Below are 16,380 nucleotides of genomic sequence, written 5' to 3'. Positions count from 1 at the left end.
GGCCTCCTTCCCCTGCCCCTCGCTCGTAAGAATCGCCCTTGCATGCAGCACACAACTCTGTTGGCCCGTCGAATAGAGGACGATAATGTGGCTGTTGGCGACTCACCTTTTTTACAGGTTTTTTTCACGCAAATTTGATAACCGGGTTTCTAGACTGCTTGCCGCAATCTCCTGGAATGCCGGAACATGCAACTTTCAAATTATGCGAGCAAGCTCGTCGATCCGTTCGACAGGCTTGCACTTCGACCAGAAACACTGGCCTTCCTGGTCAGTCTCCTACTTCTTGCCATTTATAATTTTCCGCTCTGGCACCATCTCTTCTCGATCATTCCGGCGGGCGCCGGCGGGCTGGGGATGCGTATTGCGTTCGGCGCAATGGTCTTCGCAATCTTCAATCTCGTGCTGGTAACGCTGTCATTTCGCTGGGTCTTCAAGCCGTTCCTGGTCTTTCTGCTGGTCTCCAGCTCCGCGGTCGCCTACTTCATGAGCCAGTACGGTGTGCTGGTCGACAAGAACATGCTGCGCAATGTCGCTGAAACCGATGTCGGCGAAGTGCGCGACCTGCTTTCCTTGAGACTTTTCCTGTTCATCTTCTTCCTCGGCGTTTTGCCCAGCTGGCTGTTGTGGCGACTCCCCGTCAAACATCGCCCGATTCACCGCGAGTTGATGGTCAAGTGCGCCTTGGCACTTGGTTGCGTGGCAGCGCTGGGGTTGATTGCCCTGGGCAACTACCAGGGGTTGGCCTCACTGCTACGTAACCACCATGAGCTGAGGATGCTGGTGGTGCCCAGCAACTACCTTGGCGCCTCCTTCGGTTACCTGCGCGAGGAACTGGCGCTCAACCAGCAGTCACTGCGCCAGATCGGCACCGATGCGCACAAGGCCCCCGCCTGGAACACGCACAAGCGCAAGTCGCTGACCGTGCTGGTGGTTGGCGAGAGCGCGCGAGCGGACAACTTCGGCGTCCTCGGCTATGGACGCAACACCACGCCGCGCCTCAGTAAGGAGGACGGTCTGCTGACCTTTCGCAATGTGCATTCCTGCGGCACAGAAACTGCCGTATCGGTTCCCTGCATGTTCTCCAACATGGGACGCGCGGGTTACGACGCCACCCAGGCCCGCAGCCAGGAAGGCCTGCTAGACCTGCTCAAGCGCGCTGGCCTGACCGTTGCCTGGCATGACAACCAGTCGGGCTGCAAAGGCACCTGCGACCGTGTGGCCTTCATGCAGTTGAGTCACCTCAAGGATCCCATGCTGTGCGCGGATGGCGAGTGTCATGACGAAATTCTGGTCAAAGGGCTGCAGGACTATATCGATAACCTGAAGGATGACTCGGTGCTGGTCCTGCACCAGATGGGCAGCCACGGGCCGGACTACTTCAAGCGCTATCCCAGCCAGTTCGAAATTTTCACTCCGGTCTGCACCAGCAATGCCCTGAATGACTGCTCCCGCGAAAGCATCACCAACGCATATGACAACACGCTGATCTACACGGACTACGTGGTCTCGAGCCTGATCGACCTGCTGCGCAAGAATCAGGACAAGGTGGATACCGCCATGCTGTACCTCTCCGACCACGGTGAGTCGCTGGGCGAGTACAACCTCTTCCTGCACGGCACACCCTACGTCCTGGCCCCTGACCAGCAGAAGCACGTAGCAATGCTCGCGTGGTTCTCTGATAGCTACCAACAGGATTTCGCCGTCGCATCCGACTGCCTGGCCCGGGAGCGCGACAAGCCCCTCAGCCAGGACAACCTTTTCCACTCGATGCTCGGCCTGCTCGAGATTCAAACCGGTGAGTACAACGCATCGCTGGATATGTTCGCGCCATGCCGGGCCACGGAAACGGAGTCGTGATAACTGACATTTTTTTCACATTTTCTTTACCAGACCACAACAAGCTGCCCTCTACCTTGGTGCGCTTCCACGGATTCAGGAGCCGGTCTTGATGCCGCAGCCCCGGTCTAGTTCGATCGACACGCCGCTTGCCCAAGAGGAATCCACGTTGCGCCCCGGCACATGCAAGGATCATTTGCGACTGCGCCTGGCCCGCTGGCGTGACGAGCAGATGGCCCTGCGTGCACTGAAGGTGGCCGGACAACCGAACTTGATCCTCGACCTGCCCTGTGGCGATGGCCGCTTCTGGCCCCTGCTGGCAGAACATCCGAATCGACTGATCCTGGCCGGGGACCAGAACGCAGAATGGCTGGCCGCGTCCCATGCCAATCATTCACCGGACGTAGCGCGGCGTGTTCGTACCTTCCAGGCCACACCCTTTGCAATAGAGCTTGGCGAGAATGCCGTGGACTGCATCTTCTGCATGCGCTACTTGCAACGTGTCGAGACAGCGGACCAGCGCCTGGAGCTGTTGCGAGAATTCCATCGTGTTACCCGTGACACCTTGATCGTCTCGCTGTGGGTCGACGGCAACTTCAAGGCGTGGAGGCGCATGCGCCTTGAGCGACGTCGTGCAGCAATGAGTGAAGGCTCGCCCCGACAGGGGCGATTCGTCGTCGCGCGGGAAACCATCGAAGCAGAGTTCCGCAGTGTCGGTTTCCATATCCTGTCCCGCCAGGATCTGCTGCCAGGCTACGCAATGTGGCGAGTCTATGTTCTGCGCAAGGAGGCGTGAGCATGTCCGTAACAGCTATTCATTCCCTGCTCCAGCGCCCAGCAACCTCGTGCAAGAGCATCCTGTCCTCCTTTCGCTCCCGGGTCGGTCGCTGGGCGATGGCGGGTGCCTCAGTGCTGTTATTGGGGTTTACCACTGTTCCGGCCTGGCGGCATTTGTATCCAGCAAGCGCGGCTCCGGGCTGGTCCATGCAGGTTCGATTCGACGCGATCGAGCGGGTCAGCGCATTGGCCCCGGATGGTCGCGGCGGCCTGTATGTGAGCCAGGAGTTCGACGACAGCAAGGGGCGCATCCTGCGACTTGGTGTCAACGGCGATAGCAAGGCGGTAGAAACCGGACTCTCAAAACCCGACGGCATGGTGCCGTACCGGGGCGGCGTGGTATTCAGCCAGGAAGGCGGCGAGCAGCCGGTGTACTGGATGAACGATCACGGCATCCAGCAATTGCTCAGTGGGGCCAACATCGAAGGCGTCGCCACCGATGGCCACTTCCTCTATGCCATCGAAGACCTCAAGAGCGATGGCAGGCTACTGCGATACAACCCGGAGTCCGGTGCAACGGAAACGCTGCGCAGTGGGCTGGAGGAAGCGGAAGCCGTCACCGCATGCCCCGACGGGAGGCTGTTCTACAGCGAGAAGAAACGCGGGCAGATCAAGCAACTGCTGCCGGATGGCAATGACAGGATAGTGCTCGACGGCCTGAACGCCCCCGGCTTTCTCCTGTGCAACCGCGAAGGCCTCTGGGTGACCGAAGACACCACCCACATGGCCCGCCTGTTGCTCATGGACAGCCAGGGCCACGTGCATGAAATCCTCACCCATCTGCGCTCGGCCCAGACCCTGGTCGAAACTGCTCCCGGCCTTTACCTGCTTGCCGAGCAGGGCCGTGACCGCGTGCTCGAACTCAAACGCACGGAGAAGAATTGATGGTCGCTGCACCGTCATCGAGTGACAGAGTTGTCGCAATTGGGTCGGGCTGGGCTTGCGTTTTATACGATCTCGTCATATCTCTGTCGTCAATTGGGTGGTCGAATGAAGCAGAACGGCGCACGTCACCAGGGGATACGGCGCCTTTCGTATTCCCCCGGAGCTGCCGGCCCTCGCCAGGGCGGAGCAGTGCAAATGTCGACAGGCCAGCAAGAGCTACCAGAACAACAAAAAAGAGCCCAGGCGCTGGGCCACGTCTCACCTCATTAGCGAGTACAGCATGAAGATCACCATCTTTGGCACGGGCTATGTCGGCTTGACTCAGGCGGCATGCTTTGCAGAGGTTGGCCACTCGGTCTGCTGCGTCGATATCGATGCAGTGCGGGTCAGCCGTTTGAACGCAGGTCACTCGCCCATTTTCGAGCCGGGCCTCGAAGCGCTGATACAGACCAATCTCGCCGCGAAGCGAATCAGTTTTACCGTGGACGCGACCCAGGGCATCGATTATGCCGAGATCATCTTCATCGCCGTGGGCACCCCGCCCGGCGAAGATGGCGGTGCGGACCTGAAACAGGTCTTCTCAGTGGCGGATGCCATCGCCGCGTACGCAACGAGCGCCAAAATCATCATCAACAAGTCCACATCGCCCGTCGGCACCGCGCAAAAGATCAAGGCCCGGGTCAATGAAGGCCTTGCCCGGAGGCACCTTGCCCTCGACATGCGGGTCGTATCGAACCCAGAGTTCCTGAAAGAGGGCTCGGCGGTCGAAGACTGCATGCGCCCTGAACGCATCATCATCGGCATCGACGACCAGGCCGGCATCGATATATTCCGCGAGCTGTACAAACCCTTCAGCCGCAATCACGACAAGCTCATCGTCATGGACAGCCGCAGTGCGGAGCTGACCAAGTACGCTGCCAACAGCATGCTGGCCACCAAGATTTCCTTCATCAACGAAATGGCCAACCTGGCTGAACGGCTTGGCGCGGACATCGAGATGGTGCGCAAGGGCATCGGCTCGGACTCGCGCATCGGCTACGACTTCATCTATGCCGGGTGCGGTTACGGCGGCTCCTGCTTTCCCAAGGACATCCAGGCGCTTCGGCGCACCGCGGCGGAGGTTGGCTACGAGCCTCATCTGCTCGATGCCGTCGAGGCGGTCAACCACAAGCAGAAACACAAGCTGTTCGAGAACATCAGCAAGCACTACCACGACGACGTCAGCGGCAAGACCTTCGCTGTATGGGGCCTGTCCTTCAAGCCCAATACCGATGACATGCGTGAAGCGCCCAGCCGTGTGCTGCTGGAAAGCCTCTGGAACGCTGGCGCTCGCGTGCAGGCCTATGACCCGGAGGCGATGAACGAGGCCCGGCGCATTTATGGCGAGCGCGGCGACCTGGTGTTGGCCGGTTCGAAGGAGTCCGCAGTGGAAAAAGCCCACGCGCTGGTGATACTCACTGAGTGGCGGAACTTCCGCATCGCTGACTTCGACGAACTCAGGGCGAAGCTGATCGACCAGGTGATCTTCGATGGCCGCAACCTGTTCGAGCCCTCCAGGGTGAAGCAGGCCGGTCTTTCCTACTATCCCATCGGGCGCACCGTCGTGCGAGCAGGTGAAGCGTGAAGTTCCTGGTTACTGGCGCAGCAGGCTTCATCGGATTCCACACGGCAAACCGGCTGTGCCTGGCCGGGCATGAAGTCGTCGGCCTCGACAACCTCAACGATTACTACAGCGTCGAGCTCAAACTCGCTCGCCTGGAGCGACTGAACCAGCATCCCGGGTTCAGTTTCGTGAAGCTCGATCTTGCAGACCGCACTGGCATGCAGGCGCTGTTTCGCGATCAGCGCTTCGAGCGAGTCATCCACCTGGCGGCCCAGGCCGGGGTGCGTTACTCGCTGGAGAATCCCCATGCGTATGCCGACGCCAACCTGACCGGCTTCGTCAATGTGCTGGAAGGTTGCCGCCACAATGGCGTCCAGCACCTGGTGTACGCCTCCAGCAGCTCGGTTTATGGGATGAACAGCAAGGTGCCCTTCTCCACCGAGGACGCCGTCGACAACCCGGTATCGCTCTATGCCGCCACCAAGCGCGCCAATGAACTGATGGCACACACTTACGCGCACCTGTATCGGATACCGACCACAGGGCTGCGATTCTTCACCGTGTATGGCCCCTGGGGCCGCCCCGACATGGCGCCATTCAAGTTCACCAAGGCAATTCTCGAAGGCCAGCCCATCGACATCTACAACAACGGCGATATGTCGCGGGACTTCACCTACATCGATGATGTCGTCGAAGGAATAGTCCGCATCCAGGACTGCCCACCGCCCTACCCTGACGAGCCGGAACAAGCCAGGCAGGGACCGCCCGCCAGGCTATTCAACATTGGCCTTGGCTCGCCCGTTCGACTGCTGGATTTCGTCGGCTGCATCGAAGCAGCCACCGGCGTCCAGTCCATCAAGCAGCTGAAACCCATGCAACCAGGGGATGTGCTGCAAACGTGGGCCGATGTGAGCGCACTGGCTGAACGGACGGGCTTCCAACCACGTACCCCGTTGAAGGAGGGCGTTGGCCATTTCGTTGCCTGGTACCGCGATTTCTACGGAGCCTGAAGCGATCAGGCAAGATCAATATGAAGCAAGGCCTTACCGCTCCTGCACTACTCTGGACACACCATAAAAAGACCCAATATGTCGAACGGGCGATACCTTTCAATGCTTCTACAGGACAGAATCCAGGCCGGTGCACATGCCGCCCTGGCGCAAGCCGGCGTCCGGACCTCGGTGAACGAATCCGGAGCAGGCGCATGATGAACCTTCGAGTGCTGTTCAAGGGGCTTGGCCTGATCCTCAGCCTCGCGCTGTTCGGCTACCTGTTCAAAAGCAGTGACCTGGGCAATGCAGTCAACGAAGCCTGGGTCGATGCCCACATACGCGGGCATGGGGTCGAGGGCACCCTGCTGTTCCTGGCGATGGGCGCACTGTTCACCGCCGTTGGCCTGCCACGGCAGATCATTGCCTTTCTCGCTGGCTATGCCTTCGGCTTGCTGCCAGGCACATTGCTCGGAGCACTGGCCGCGCTGCTCGGCTGCATGACCACCTTTCTTTATGCCCGGTTCTTTGGCAGGAGCCTGCTGCGCGACCGTCTGGGGAAGCGCGCCGCGCGATTCGACCAATTCATCCATGACCATCCTTTTTCGATGACGCTGCTGATCCGCCTGCTGCCGGTTGGCAGTAACGTGCTGACCAACCTTGCCGCCGGCATCTCCAGCGCACGCATGGCGCCGTTCCTGGCCGCGAGCTTTATCGGCTTCCTACCGCAGACGCTGGTTTTCGCCCTGGTCGGCAGCGGCATCAACGTCGCGCCGACACTGCGGATCGGCGCTGCGGCAGTGCTGTTCCTCTTCTCAGGAGTGCTCGGTGCGTACCTGTACCACCGCCACCGTCACGGCTTGAGCATCGACGACAAGGTCGACACTGCCCTGGGTGAAACAGAGCAACCTTGATGCAGGCCGCTACCGATTCACGAGCGCAACTCGCACCGTAATCCGAACCCCAGGGTTCGAACCCTTAACGATCACACTTACGAATGGACCCAGAATGTCGAACAGGCCTTACCTCTCCGTGCTGATCCCGGCAAAGAACGAAGCCGAAAACCTGCCCAGCCTGCTGGAGGAGATTCGCCAGGCCCTCGCCGGAGAATCCTTCGAAGTGATTGTCGTCGACGACGGCAGCACCGATAACACCGCCTCACGGCTGCTCGCACTGAAGCATTCCGGCTACTCGCAACTGCGCCTTCTCAGCCATGATCGGTCGCTGGGCCAAAGCACTTCGATCTACCATGCAGCCCAAGCCGCCCAGGGCACCTGGCTGGCCACCCTGGATGGGGATGGCCAGAACGACCCTGCGGACATTCCCGGCATGCTCGCCATCGTCCGCGCGTCGGAGCCCCCCCTCAACCTCAAGCTGATCGCCGGGCATCGGGTCAACCGACGCGACTCGGCAAGCAAGCGCTGGGCGTCGCGCTTCGCTAACAAGCTGCGCGGCCGCTTGCTCAAGGACAACACACCGGACACCGGCTGCGGACTCAAGCTGATCGAACGCGAGGCGTTCCTCCAGCTGCCCTACTTCGATCACATGCACCGTTTCATTCCCGCCCTGATCCAACGCCACCACGGCAGCATGCTGGTGCACCCGGTCAACCACCGCCCGCGCAGCGCAGGCGTTTCCAAATATGGCAACCTGGACCGGGCGCTGGTAGGCATCCTCGACCTGTTCGGAGTCTGGTGGCTCATCCGCCGTACCCGCCTCGACACCTCCGCCCGCGAGCTGGAGGGCTGACGATGGTGCGCAAAACCCTGTGTCTGGCCCAGGGGAGCTGACTGATGCAGCTCTCCCGCTCGCCTCGTATCGAGTTGTTCCTCCTGCTGTCACTCGCTTTACTGATGATCGGCGCCGGCCTCGGTCTACGCGGGCCCGCCAATGTGGATGAAGAGCGCTTCATCGGTGTCGCCCTGGAGATGTTGCAGAGTGGCGACTGGCTGATTCCGCACCGTGCAGGCGAAATCTACCCGGACAAACCGCCACTCTTCATGTGGGTCGTTGCGCTCTTCATTCGCCTGACCGGCGCACCAACGCTGGCACTGTTCCTTCCCGCCCTGCTGGCCGGAGTGGTCACCACCGCTTGCCTGTATGACCTCGGCAAACGGCTCTGGAACCGCCGCATCGGGGTGATTGCCGCCCTGTTGTTCCTGGCGACCTACCAGACCTACAGCATCCTCCGTGCCGGCCAGATCGACGGGTTTCTCTGTCTGCTGATCGCCATCAGCTTCTACGGCATGGCGCGCCACCTGCTGCTCGGACCTGCCTGGGGCTGGTTCTACGTAGCATGCGCCGGCATGGGCTTCGGCATCATCAGCAAGGGCGTGGGATTTCTCCCGGTGTTGATGCTCATCCCCTATGCGTACGCTGCACGCAAGGGTTGGCACGGTGTCGTGCGCATGCCGGGACAAGCCCGCACCTGGTGGCTGGGCCTGCTGGTGACCTTGACTGCCATTGGTGTATGGCTGGTGCCGCTGCTGCTGACAGTCGTCTTCCAGGGGGATGAAAGCAGCCGTGCCTATGTCGCCGAAATCCTCCTGCGCCAGACCGCTCAACGCTATACCAGCGCCTGGCACCATCAGGAGCCGTTCTGGTATTTCTTCGTGAAAGTGATCCCCAAGTACTGGCTTCCGCTGGTGCTCGCCCTGCCCTGGCTAGTGCCGGCCTGGCGCCGAGAACTGTCCAAAAGGGATGGTCGCTTCCTCATCCTGTTGGGATGGGTCGTCCTGGTGCTGCTGTTCTTCAGCCTGAGTACAGGCAAGCGCAAACTTTACATCTTCCCGGCCCTTCCTGGCCTGGTACTGGCGATAGCGCCATTGGTGCCCTGGCTGCTGCACCGCTGGTTCAGCCAGCGTCCGCGCGGGCGCAAGGTGTTCATCGGCCTGGTGGTGTTCTGGTTCATTGCCTGGTTCGCCAGAGGCTTCCTGGAGCCGATCAAGGAAGGCGTCAACGAGCGCCAGGTGCTCATGTCCGAAGTTGCGGAGAAGACCCACGGGGCCGACCTGGTGCTGAGCTACTGGCGGGAAGGCGTGTGGCTGTATGCCCGCCAACCCATCGTCCATTTTGGTGCCAACACGCCAAACCGGACCGAAAGTGCCGTGCAATGGCTGAAAGATCATCCGGCAGCATTCGCCCTCGTCTCAGAACCGGAGCTCGCCCGCTGCTTCATCCCGGACAAGGCTCTCAAACTGGAGCATGCCGCCGACGGCCTTGCCTACCTGGTGCAGGCGGAAGCGATCAATGGCCAATGCCAACCCCTGTCCACCAACCCGTCCTACAGGTTCGCCTGGACAACCCCGTTTCCCTGAGCCCCCCGCCATCCAGCACGAGTCGCGCTGGATGGCGAAAGACACTTTTTCCCGTCCGTAAACAGGAAGTCCTGAAATGAACAGTGCTGTTGGACATCACCGGCGCAAGCACCTCCCGCACCGCGGCTGGCGTCCCCTATGCCTCTGGGCGCTGGGCGCGGCCGCCATCGCTCTCGTGGGTTATGCCGTCATCAAGTTCCACTGGCATCAGTGGCTTTACTACACGATCGTCAGCAGCATGAATACCGATCAGCAGACTGGTCGCAACATCTGGCTACCGGATTACAAGATCGCCATCGAGGCCAGGCCCATCGCCGGAATCGAAGATGACCTTTCAGCGATCGCCTACGACTACGACAAAAGCCGTCTGCTGGCTGTCACCAATGCCACCCCCGTTCGCCTGGTGGTGCTGGGCAAGGATGGTGCCTTGCTCGAAGCGTATCCACTGACAGGTTTTCAGGACGTCGAAGGCCTGGCCTACATGGGCGACGGTCTCGTGGCCGTCACGGACGAAGATGCCCAGCGGCTCAACTTCTTCCATTTGCCAGAACAGCCGGGCGCAGCAATCGACGTGAAGGATACTGAGTTTCTTTCCCTCGGTATCAACCTCAGCACGCAGAACAAAGGGTTCGAAGGCATCACCTATGATGCCGACCACGATCGACTGTTCATCGCCAAGGAAAAAGGCCCGCGCCAGCTCTATCAGGTGTCGGGCATAAAGCAGAGCCTTGCGGGCAAGCTCCAGGTCAGCATTCTCGACCTGACTCCCTGGGTCGAGCGGAGCGTGTTCACCACGGACATTTCCGACCTGCACTACGATGCCAAAACCAGCCACCTGCTGGTCTTGAGCGATGAGTCCAAGCTGATCATCGAACTGAGCGATGACGGCGAGATGGTCAGCTACCGCTCCCTGCAGGGGCAACTCAGCGACCTGAAGCACAGCGCCCCCCAGGCCGAAGGACTGACCCTGGACACCGAGGGCAACCTCTACGTGGTCAGCGAACCGAACCTGTTCTATGTCTTCAAAAAACCCTGAGTCCTGGCGGTTCGCTCACCCTCACAGGATGAGCGAACTGCGCCAATCTCAGACCGCGGGATCGGCCAACGCGCTGGCCTGCCGATCCATCACCGGTACGGGCCGATACAGGACCAATCGGTAGCAGACCACACTGATCATCCAGTCGAACAGCAGCGTCCAGACGTTGTGCGACAGGAAATGCGCCCCTTGCATCATCCTCCCCAACGAAAACACCGAGCCCAGCAGCAGCGCCCCGATCAGGGCAACCCGAGCCAGACGTGGGCGACGATCACGCAGGGCAAAAAACAGCGCCAGCAGGGAGAAGCCGGCAGACGCATGTCCACCCGGCCAGCAGCGGCCTGCCTTCTCGACGAAGGGATGATGCCCAAGCAATGGTGAGTAGGGTTCTACGCCACCGAACTCGCTGAGGCTCCAGGGGCATTGGACAGCAGTCACCGCCTTGAGCGGTGAAACGATCGCGGTACTCAGCCCGAGGGCCAGCACCAGGTAACCGAGCGGTCGGCGGATTCTGCGCACACGGGTTGGCAAAAGGCTTACCAGGAACCCGACAATCGCCAGGACGCCGAGGAGGATGACCGCTTGCTTGGCACGGTCATGCAACACATCTTCGAGGAATTGGCTATGGCGCCCGATGAAACCACCATGCGGATCGTAGAACAGATGGGCCAGGGCAAAATCCAGGTGCGGGACGTCTACGATCAACAGCAGGGCCATCAAGGCAATCGGTAAGCCGATCCAAAAGCGGAAGTTGAACGGGCGGGAGTACGGCATTGCTAAGTCCTGCTCGAATAAAGGTCGCGCCAGTCTGCTTGAGCGCTCGTGAGCAGTTGGTCGAAGGCACGTGAAAAAAACGTCAACGCCACGCGACGGTCAGGTTCAGGAGTCGACCTGCGCGTACTGGACATCGAAGGCGGCTTCAACATCCTCGTCGATGTGCTGAACTGTCTGGACTTCAAAGCTGCTGCATGCATCGCGTTAGCGAAGGGCGGAACAGGTTGCCGCCGACGCCACCCTCCATGGCCGGAGACCGGGATATGCCTGCACCCACTTCGTCCCCGCTGATCCCACGTACCGTATGGATGCTGGGCTTCGTCAGCCTGTTCATGGACCTGTCGTCCGAGTTGATTCACAGCCTGCTGCCGGTATTTCTGGTCGGCACCTTGGGCATCAGCGTGCTGACCCTGGGCTTCATCGAAGGCATGGCGGAAGCGACTGCGCTCATCGTCAAGGTGTTCTCCGGGGCCATCAGTGATGCCATCGGCCGTCGCAAAGTCTTGCTGCTGCTCGGCTATGGACTGGCGGCGCTGACCAAGCCGCTGTTCCCTCTCGCCCACGCTGCCGAGCAGGTGTTTGTGGCTCGGCTCCTCGACCGCATTGGCAAAGGCATTCGAGGTGCTCCCCGGGATGCCCTGGTCGCTGATATTGCGCCACCCGACATTCGCGGGGCCTGCTTCGGGCTGCGTCAGTCCATGGATACGGTGGGCGCTTTCCTGGGTCCCATCCTGGCGATCCTGTTGATGAGCTGGTTGCACGACGACATTGCAATGGTCCTGTGGTTCGCCGTGATTCCTGCGCTGCTGTCGGTCGCGTTCCTGGGGGGCGGCGTGCGCGAGCCCCCGCACGACACCTCACGGCGAGTGTTCCGCTCTCCCATCAGACTGAGCTCATTGAATCGTTTCTCAAGGGCGTACTGGTGGGTGATGGCGATCGGTACAGCCTTCACACTGGCTCGCTTCAGCGAGGCCTTCCTGGTACTGCGCGCGCAGCAGCTGGGGTTCCGCATCACCTGGATTCCCCTGGTCATGGTGGTGATGGCCGGGTGTTACATGGTGTCGGCCTACCCGGCGGGCAAATGGTCCGATCGAATCGGGCGGACGGCGCTACTGATAGCCGGTCTGGTGCTGCTGGTCATGGCCGATGTGGTGCTGGCCAGGGCCACGGCAGCCCCGATGGTCATGGTCGGCGTTGCCCTGTGGGGCCTGCACATGGGCTTCAGCCAAGGCATCCTCGCGGCCATGGTCGCGGAGACAACGCCAAGCGACCTCAAGGGCACCGCGTTCGGCCTGTTCAACTTCGCCAGCGGCATCGCACTGCTGCTGGCCAGTGTGATTGCCGGCTGGCTGTGGCAAAGCCATGGCGCCGCCCTCGCCTTCTACTGCAGTGCGTTGCTTGGCATAGCAGCGCTGCTCCTGCTGCTGATCAGGCATGCGGGCCGTTCGTAGGACGCACTGTGCGCACCACGTCCGACGCCCGGTGCGCACAGCACACCCTACCGAACCCAGCCCTGCTCCAATAACGGCCGATCCCACGCCGGCTCCTCGCTGATCCGTTCCACCAGAAAGTCGATCAGCGTGCGCACCTTCAGGGCTCGGCGCTGGGTCGCCGGGTAGACGGCAGAGAAGTTGAAGGATGTGAGCGCGTAATCAGCCAACACCGGCACCAGACGCCCAGCCAGTAGGTCATCGCTGGCCACCAGGGTCGGCAGGCAGACGACGCAGGTGCCGTTCAACGCATAGTCGCGCAGCAGGTGGACCGAGTTGGAACGCACCTGCCCGGCCAGACTGAGCTCCACCGGCTCCGCCCCACCGTTGAACACCCACTTGTTGCGCGAAGGGTAGCCTTCGTACAACGCCACCTTGTGCGCCTGCAGATCGGCAGGCTCGTTCGGTGCACCGTGGCGCTCAAGGTATTCGGGCGCGGCGCAAAAAAGCCGGCGCACACTGAACAGCTTGCGCCCGATCAGGGACTCGGCCAGCGGCGGGAACATCTGGAAGGCCACATCGAAGCCTTCCTCGATCGGGTCCACCACCCGGTCGTTGACGATCACATCCACATCGATGTCCGGATACAGCTCGGTGAATTCCGCCAGCAGGCGGCCAAAGTGGCCGAGGGCGAATCCCGGCAGCATCTGCACCCGCAGCTTGCCGGTGGGCTTGGCGCGTAGGTCGCGCATGTGCTCGGTGAGGCTGTTGAAGCTCGCCACCATGTCCGCGCATTCCTTGTAGTAGGTCTCCCCCACTTCCGACAGCCGCACATGGCGGGTGCTGCGGTGGAACAGCGGTGCGTTGATAAAGGCTTCCAGCTGCTGGATGCGATGGCTGACGACCGAACGCGTCACGCCCAGTTGTTGGGCAGCTTTGGCGAAGTTTCCGGTTTCCGCGACGCGGACGAAGGCTTCGATGCTGAGCAGACGGTCCATGGTGCTTTCCAAGTTGGCAGTGAGTTGCAGGATTGAAGCATGTGGGGGCGAATTCATTCGCCCCCACCACATAGAAGGAGCACGCCCTCAGCTCCCCACCAGTCGGCGCTGCATTGGAAACAGCTGCCAGCCGAACCGCTCGCTCACCAGCCCCCACACACCTTGCGGGGCCTTGAGCATCATCACCACCGCAACGCTGCCGAGGATGATCATGTACAAAGCGCCGAACTCCGCGAAGCAACTGCGTAGCGCGAAGTAGATCAGCGTGCCGACCAGCGGGCCTTCCAGAGTGCCGATGCCGCCGATGATAACGATGAAGATCACCGCAGCCGTCCAGTCCTGCACGCTGAAAGCCGCATCTGGCGAAATGCGCAGCTTCTGCAGGAAGATCAGCGCGCCGACCGCCCCGGTGAAACCGGCAGCCAGCACATAGACCATCAACTTGGTGCGAAATACATTGATGCCCAGGCTGCCGGATGCTGGCTCGGAGTCGCGGATCGCCGTGAGTGCGAGGCCCTGGCGGGAGCGCAGCAGGAAGTACACGAGCAGCACCGCCGCCACGGCGATGGCCAGGGCACTGAAGTAAAGCAGCATCTCACGGCCGTCACGGCTGCTGCCCATCTGCCGCACGATGCCCGCCGGCAGGCTCTGCCCGGAGCCGCCACCCAAGCTGCCGACCTGGGCCAGTCCAAGGCGGAAGACCTCCGCCACCACCCAGGTGCCGATGGCGAAGTAAGCGCCGCGCAGGCGGAACAGCACCAGTGCCGTCGGCACCGCCAGCAGCGCCACCAGCACACCTGAAAGCACCACCGCCAGCAGCGGCGGTACGCCAAATCTCGTCGCCAACGCGAAGAGCAAGTAGCCGCCCAGGCCGACGAAGGCCTGTTGGCCAACCGAAACCATGCCGGCATAACCCGCGAGCAGGTTCCACATTTGCGCCAGGGCCAGGTAGTAGGCGAACTCCACCACCAGGCGCAGCAGCGCGCGGTCGGCCCAGAAAGGCAGCGACGCCAGCACCAGCACCACCACACCAAGCACCCCCAGACCCACCTGACTGCTGCGAGTCGCGCGCTGGACGAGGTAGGCATTGTTCATCGCATTCATCAGTCGACACTCCGGGGAAACAAGCCGCGCGGGCGGAAAACCAGGATCAGCAGGAACACCAGGTGGCCGGCGAGGATCTGCCAGCCCGGATCGATGCGTGCTCCTGCCGCCTGGGCAACACCGAGGATCACGCCGCCAGCCAGCGTGCCCCAGAGGCTACCGAGGCCGCCGATGATCACCGCTTCGAAGCCGTAAAGCAGGCGCGCCGGTCCGACGCTGGGGTCGAAGCTGGTGCGCACGGCGAGGAACACGCCGGCGATGGACACCACCGCCATCGCCAGGGCCATGGCCAGGCCGAAGATGTGAGCATTGTCGATGCCCATCAGCTGCGCGGTCTGCTGGTCATCCGAGGTAGCTCGGAAGGCACGGCCCAGGCGCGTCTTGTAGAACAGCAGCTGCAGACCGCCGATCACCAGCAGCGCGCTGCCGAACACCATCAGCGGCATGACGCCAAGGCTGAGCCCGCCGACTGCCACACTCGCCACCTCCAGGTCGCCCTGCGAGAGCTTCTGGCTATCGGCACTGAAGAACTCCAGCAGAACGTTCTGCAGGATGATCGACAGGCCGAAGGTCACCAAAAGCGGTGGCAGGATGTCCTGACCAAGGGTGCGATTGAGAAGACCACGCTGCAGGCAATAACCCGCCGTGAACATCACCGGCACCACCACCAGCAGACTCTGCAGTGGCGACAGACCGACTGCCTCCACCACCACCAGCGCCAGGTATGACGCGAATACGATGAAGTCGCCGTGGGCGATGTTGACCAGGCGCATGATGCCGAACATCAGCGACAAGCCAACCGCGAACATGGCGTAAAGGCCGCCGAGCAGCACGCCCTGCACCAGGGTATTGAGCCATTCCATCGTCATGCCTCCGCCAGGCCGAAATAGGCCGCCTTGATCTGATCCTTGCTCACCTCGCCCGGCTTGCCGGAAAGAGAAATGCGTCCTTCCTGGAAGCAGTAGAAGCGGTCGGCGACGCTCAAAGCCTGGTTGATGTCCTGCTCGACCAGGACCACTGCCGTGCCGTCCGCCTTGATCGACGGCAGCGCGGCATAGATGTCCTTGATCGTGGTCGGCGCCAGGCCAAGGCTGATTTCGTCGCAGAGCAGCAGGCTCGGGCTCGACATCAGCGCGCGGCCGATGGCGACCATCTGTTGCTGCCCACCGGACAGCGCGGTGCCGGGGCGTTTGCGCAGGGTCTCCAGCACTGGGAACAGCGCATAGATGCGCGCCAGGCTCCAAGCGCCCTTGCGCCCGCTGTAGGCGCCGATCAGCAGGTTCTCTTCGACGCTCAGTGAGGGGAACAGCTTGCGTCCCTCCGGTACCAGCGCAATGCCGCGCTCCAGCACGTGGTTGGCCGGAAGGTTGCCGATGTATTCGCCCTTGAAACGGATAGCCCCGGGGTCATTGCGGATCAGCCCGGCCAGGGACCGCAGGAAGGTGGATTTGCCGGCGCCGTTGGAGCCGATGATGGCCAGGGTCTCGCCCTCCGCCAGGTCCAGGTCGATTTCGAACAACGCCTGGAAGTCGCCGTAGCCGGCGCGCAGTTTGCGGATCGTCAGCATGACT

At 61.6% G+C, this 16,380-nt stretch carries 15 protein-coding genes; 10 read left to right on the top strand and 5 right to left on the bottom strand.

Going from position 1 to position 16,380, the window contains the following annotated elements; all coding sequences use genetic code 11:
• Window positions 1–186: 186 nt before the first annotated feature.
• The 9 genes from OXH74_RS20330 (at window position 187) to OXH74_RS20290 (ending at window position 10,503) form a co-directional block, all read left to right on the top strand.
• A complete protein-coding gene (locus OXH74_RS20330) occupies window positions 187–1,857 on the top strand; it encodes a phosphoethanolamine transferase (RefSeq protein WP_375738563.1) in 1,671 nt (556 codons plus the stop codon).
• Window positions 1,858–1,948: 91 nt separating this feature from the next.
• Window positions 1,949–2,632, top strand: coding sequence for a class I SAM-dependent methyltransferase (locus OXH74_RS20325; RefSeq protein WP_375738562.1), 684 nt, complete (start codon window positions 1,949–1,951; stop codon window positions 2,630–2,632).
• A gap of 2 nt (window positions 2,633–2,634) precedes the next feature.
• Entirely contained in the window at window positions 2,635–3,558 is a 924-nt protein-coding gene (locus OXH74_RS20320; protein ID WP_375738561.1) for a hypothetical protein, read from the top strand.
• Between the two features lie 280 nt (window positions 3,559–3,838).
• Complete coding sequence (locus OXH74_RS20315; RefSeq protein WP_375738560.1) at window positions 3,839–5,182, top strand: UDP-glucose dehydrogenase family protein; 1,344 nt, start codon at window positions 3,839–3,841, stop codon at window positions 5,180–5,182.
• Window positions 5,179–6,171, top strand: coding sequence for an NAD-dependent epimerase (locus tag OXH74_RS20310; RefSeq protein WP_375738559.1), 993 nt, complete (start codon window positions 5,179–5,181; stop codon window positions 6,169–6,171). The genes OXH74_RS20315 and OXH74_RS20310 overlap by 4 nt, the downstream gene beginning before the upstream one ends.
• Window positions 6,172–6,365: 194 nt before the next feature.
• Window positions 6,366–7,064 (top strand): TVP38/TMEM64 family protein, encoded by a 699-nt coding sequence (locus OXH74_RS20305; protein WP_375738558.1) that lies wholly within the window; start codon window positions 6,366–6,368, stop codon window positions 7,062–7,064.
• Between the two features lie 94 nt (window positions 7,065–7,158).
• Entirely contained in the window at window positions 7,159–7,899 is a 741-nt protein-coding gene (locus OXH74_RS20300; protein WP_375738557.1) for a glycosyltransferase family 2 protein, read from the top strand.
• A gap of 44 nt (window positions 7,900–7,943) precedes the next feature.
• A complete protein-coding gene (locus OXH74_RS20295; protein WP_375738556.1) occupies window positions 7,944–9,467 on the top strand; it encodes an ArnT family glycosyltransferase in 1,524 nt (507 codons plus the stop codon).
• A 76-nt stretch (window positions 9,468–9,543) separates the two neighbouring features.
• Complete coding sequence (locus tag OXH74_RS20290; RefSeq protein WP_375738555.1) at window positions 9,544–10,503, top strand: SdiA-regulated domain-containing protein; 960 nt, start codon at window positions 9,544–9,546, stop codon at window positions 10,501–10,503.
• A gap of 48 nt (window positions 10,504–10,551) precedes the next feature.
• Here the strand turns inward: OXH74_RS20290 and OXH74_RS20285 are convergent, their stop codons facing one another.
• Window positions 10,552–11,277, bottom strand: a complete 726-nt coding sequence (locus OXH74_RS20285) for a phosphatase PAP2 family protein (RefSeq protein ID WP_375738554.1) — start codon at window positions 11,275–11,277, stop codon at window positions 10,552–10,554.
• Window positions 11,278–11,540: 263 nt separating this feature from the next.
• On the opposite strand from OXH74_RS20285, the gene OXH74_RS20280 reads away from it, so the two are divergent.
• Window positions 11,541–12,728, top strand: coding sequence for an MFS transporter (locus OXH74_RS20280; protein ID WP_375738553.1), 1,188 nt, complete (start codon window positions 11,541–11,543; stop codon window positions 12,726–12,728).
• Between the two features lie 47 nt (window positions 12,729–12,775).
• Here OXH74_RS20280 and OXH74_RS20275 read toward each other — a convergent pair whose 3' ends face one another.
• The 4 genes from OXH74_RS20275 to OXH74_RS20260 form a co-directional block, all read right to left on the bottom strand.
• Window positions 12,776–13,705, bottom strand: a complete 930-nt coding sequence (locus OXH74_RS20275; protein ID WP_375738552.1) for a LysR substrate-binding domain-containing protein — start codon at window positions 13,703–13,705, stop codon at window positions 12,776–12,778.
• An 87-nt stretch (window positions 13,706–13,792) separates the two neighbouring features.
• On the bottom strand, window positions 13,793–14,809 hold the full coding sequence (locus tag OXH74_RS20270; protein ID WP_375738551.1) for a branched-chain amino acid ABC transporter permease: 1,017 nt from the start codon (window positions 14,807–14,809) through the stop codon (window positions 13,793–13,795).
• Complete coding sequence (locus tag OXH74_RS20265; RefSeq protein WP_375738550.1) at window positions 14,809–15,672, bottom strand: branched-chain amino acid ABC transporter permease; 864 nt, start codon at window positions 15,670–15,672, stop codon at window positions 14,809–14,811. Before OXH74_RS20265 ends, OXH74_RS20270 begins: the two co-directional genes overlap by 1 nt.
• Before the next feature lie 2 nt (window positions 15,673–15,674).
• On the bottom strand, window positions 15,675–16,376 hold the full coding sequence (locus tag OXH74_RS20260; RefSeq protein ID WP_215380722.1) for an ABC transporter ATP-binding protein: 702 nt from the start codon (window positions 16,374–16,376) through the stop codon (window positions 15,675–15,677).
• Window positions 16,377–16,380: the final 4 nt, after the last annotated feature.

Origin of the sequence: Metapseudomonas boanensis, assembly GCF_042232855.1 — a bacterium.
GTDB lineage: Bacteria > Pseudomonadota > Gammaproteobacteria > Pseudomonadales > Pseudomonadaceae > Metapseudomonas > Metapseudomonas boanensis.
The sequence above is the reverse complement of the archived record's forward strand: the minus strand, read 5'-3'. Positions and strand labels throughout refer to the sequence as shown.

What these genes read in the sequence shown, in the direction of transcription:
- OXH74_RS20330 (WP_375738563.1), top strand. Translation starts at nt 187, where the DNA reads ATGCAACTTTCAAATTATGCGAGCAAGCTCGTCGATCCGTTCGACAGG.
- OXH74_RS20285 (WP_375738554.1), bottom strand. Translation starts at nt 11,277, where the DNA reads ATGCCGTACTCCCGCCCGTTCAACTTCCGCTTTTGGATCGGCTTACCG.
- OXH74_RS20290 (WP_375738555.1), top strand. Translation starts at nt 9,544, where the DNA reads ATGAACAGTGCTGTTGGACATCACCGGCGCAAGCACCTCCCGCACCGC.
- OXH74_RS20275 (WP_375738552.1), bottom strand. Translation starts at nt 13,705, where the DNA reads ATGGACCGTCTGCTCAGCATCGAAGCCTTCGTCCGCGTCGCGGAAACC.
- OXH74_RS20325 (WP_375738562.1), top strand. Translation starts at nt 1,949, where the DNA reads ATGCCGCAGCCCCGGTCTAGTTCGATCGACACGCCGCTTGCCCAAGAG.
- OXH74_RS20305 (WP_375738558.1), top strand. Translation starts at nt 6,366, where the DNA reads ATGATGAACCTTCGAGTGCTGTTCAAGGGGCTTGGCCTGATCCTCAGC.
- OXH74_RS20295 (WP_375738556.1), top strand. Translation starts at nt 7,944, where the DNA reads ATGCAGCTCTCCCGCTCGCCTCGTATCGAGTTGTTCCTCCTGCTGTCA.
- OXH74_RS20260 (WP_215380722.1), bottom strand. Translation starts at nt 16,376, where the DNA reads ATGCTGACGATCCGCAAACTGCGCGCCGGCTACGGCGACTTCCAGGCG.
- OXH74_RS20270 (WP_375738551.1), bottom strand. Translation starts at nt 14,809, where the DNA reads ATGAATGCGATGAACAATGCCTACCTCGTCCAGCGCGCGACTCGCAGC.
- OXH74_RS20300 (WP_375738557.1), top strand. Translation starts at nt 7,159, where the DNA reads ATGTCGAACAGGCCTTACCTCTCCGTGCTGATCCCGGCAAAGAACGAA.
- OXH74_RS20265 (WP_375738550.1), bottom strand. Translation starts at nt 15,672, where the DNA reads ATGGAATGGCTCAATACCCTGGTGCAGGGCGTGCTGCTCGGCGGCCTT.
- OXH74_RS20315 (WP_375738560.1), top strand. Translation starts at nt 3,839, where the DNA reads ATGAAGATCACCATCTTTGGCACGGGCTATGTCGGCTTGACTCAGGCG.
- OXH74_RS20320 (WP_375738561.1), top strand. Translation starts at nt 2,635, where the DNA reads ATGTCCGTAACAGCTATTCATTCCCTGCTCCAGCGCCCAGCAACCTCG.
- OXH74_RS20280 (WP_375738553.1), top strand. Translation starts at nt 11,541, where the DNA reads ATGCCTGCACCCACTTCGTCCCCGCTGATCCCACGTACCGTATGGATG.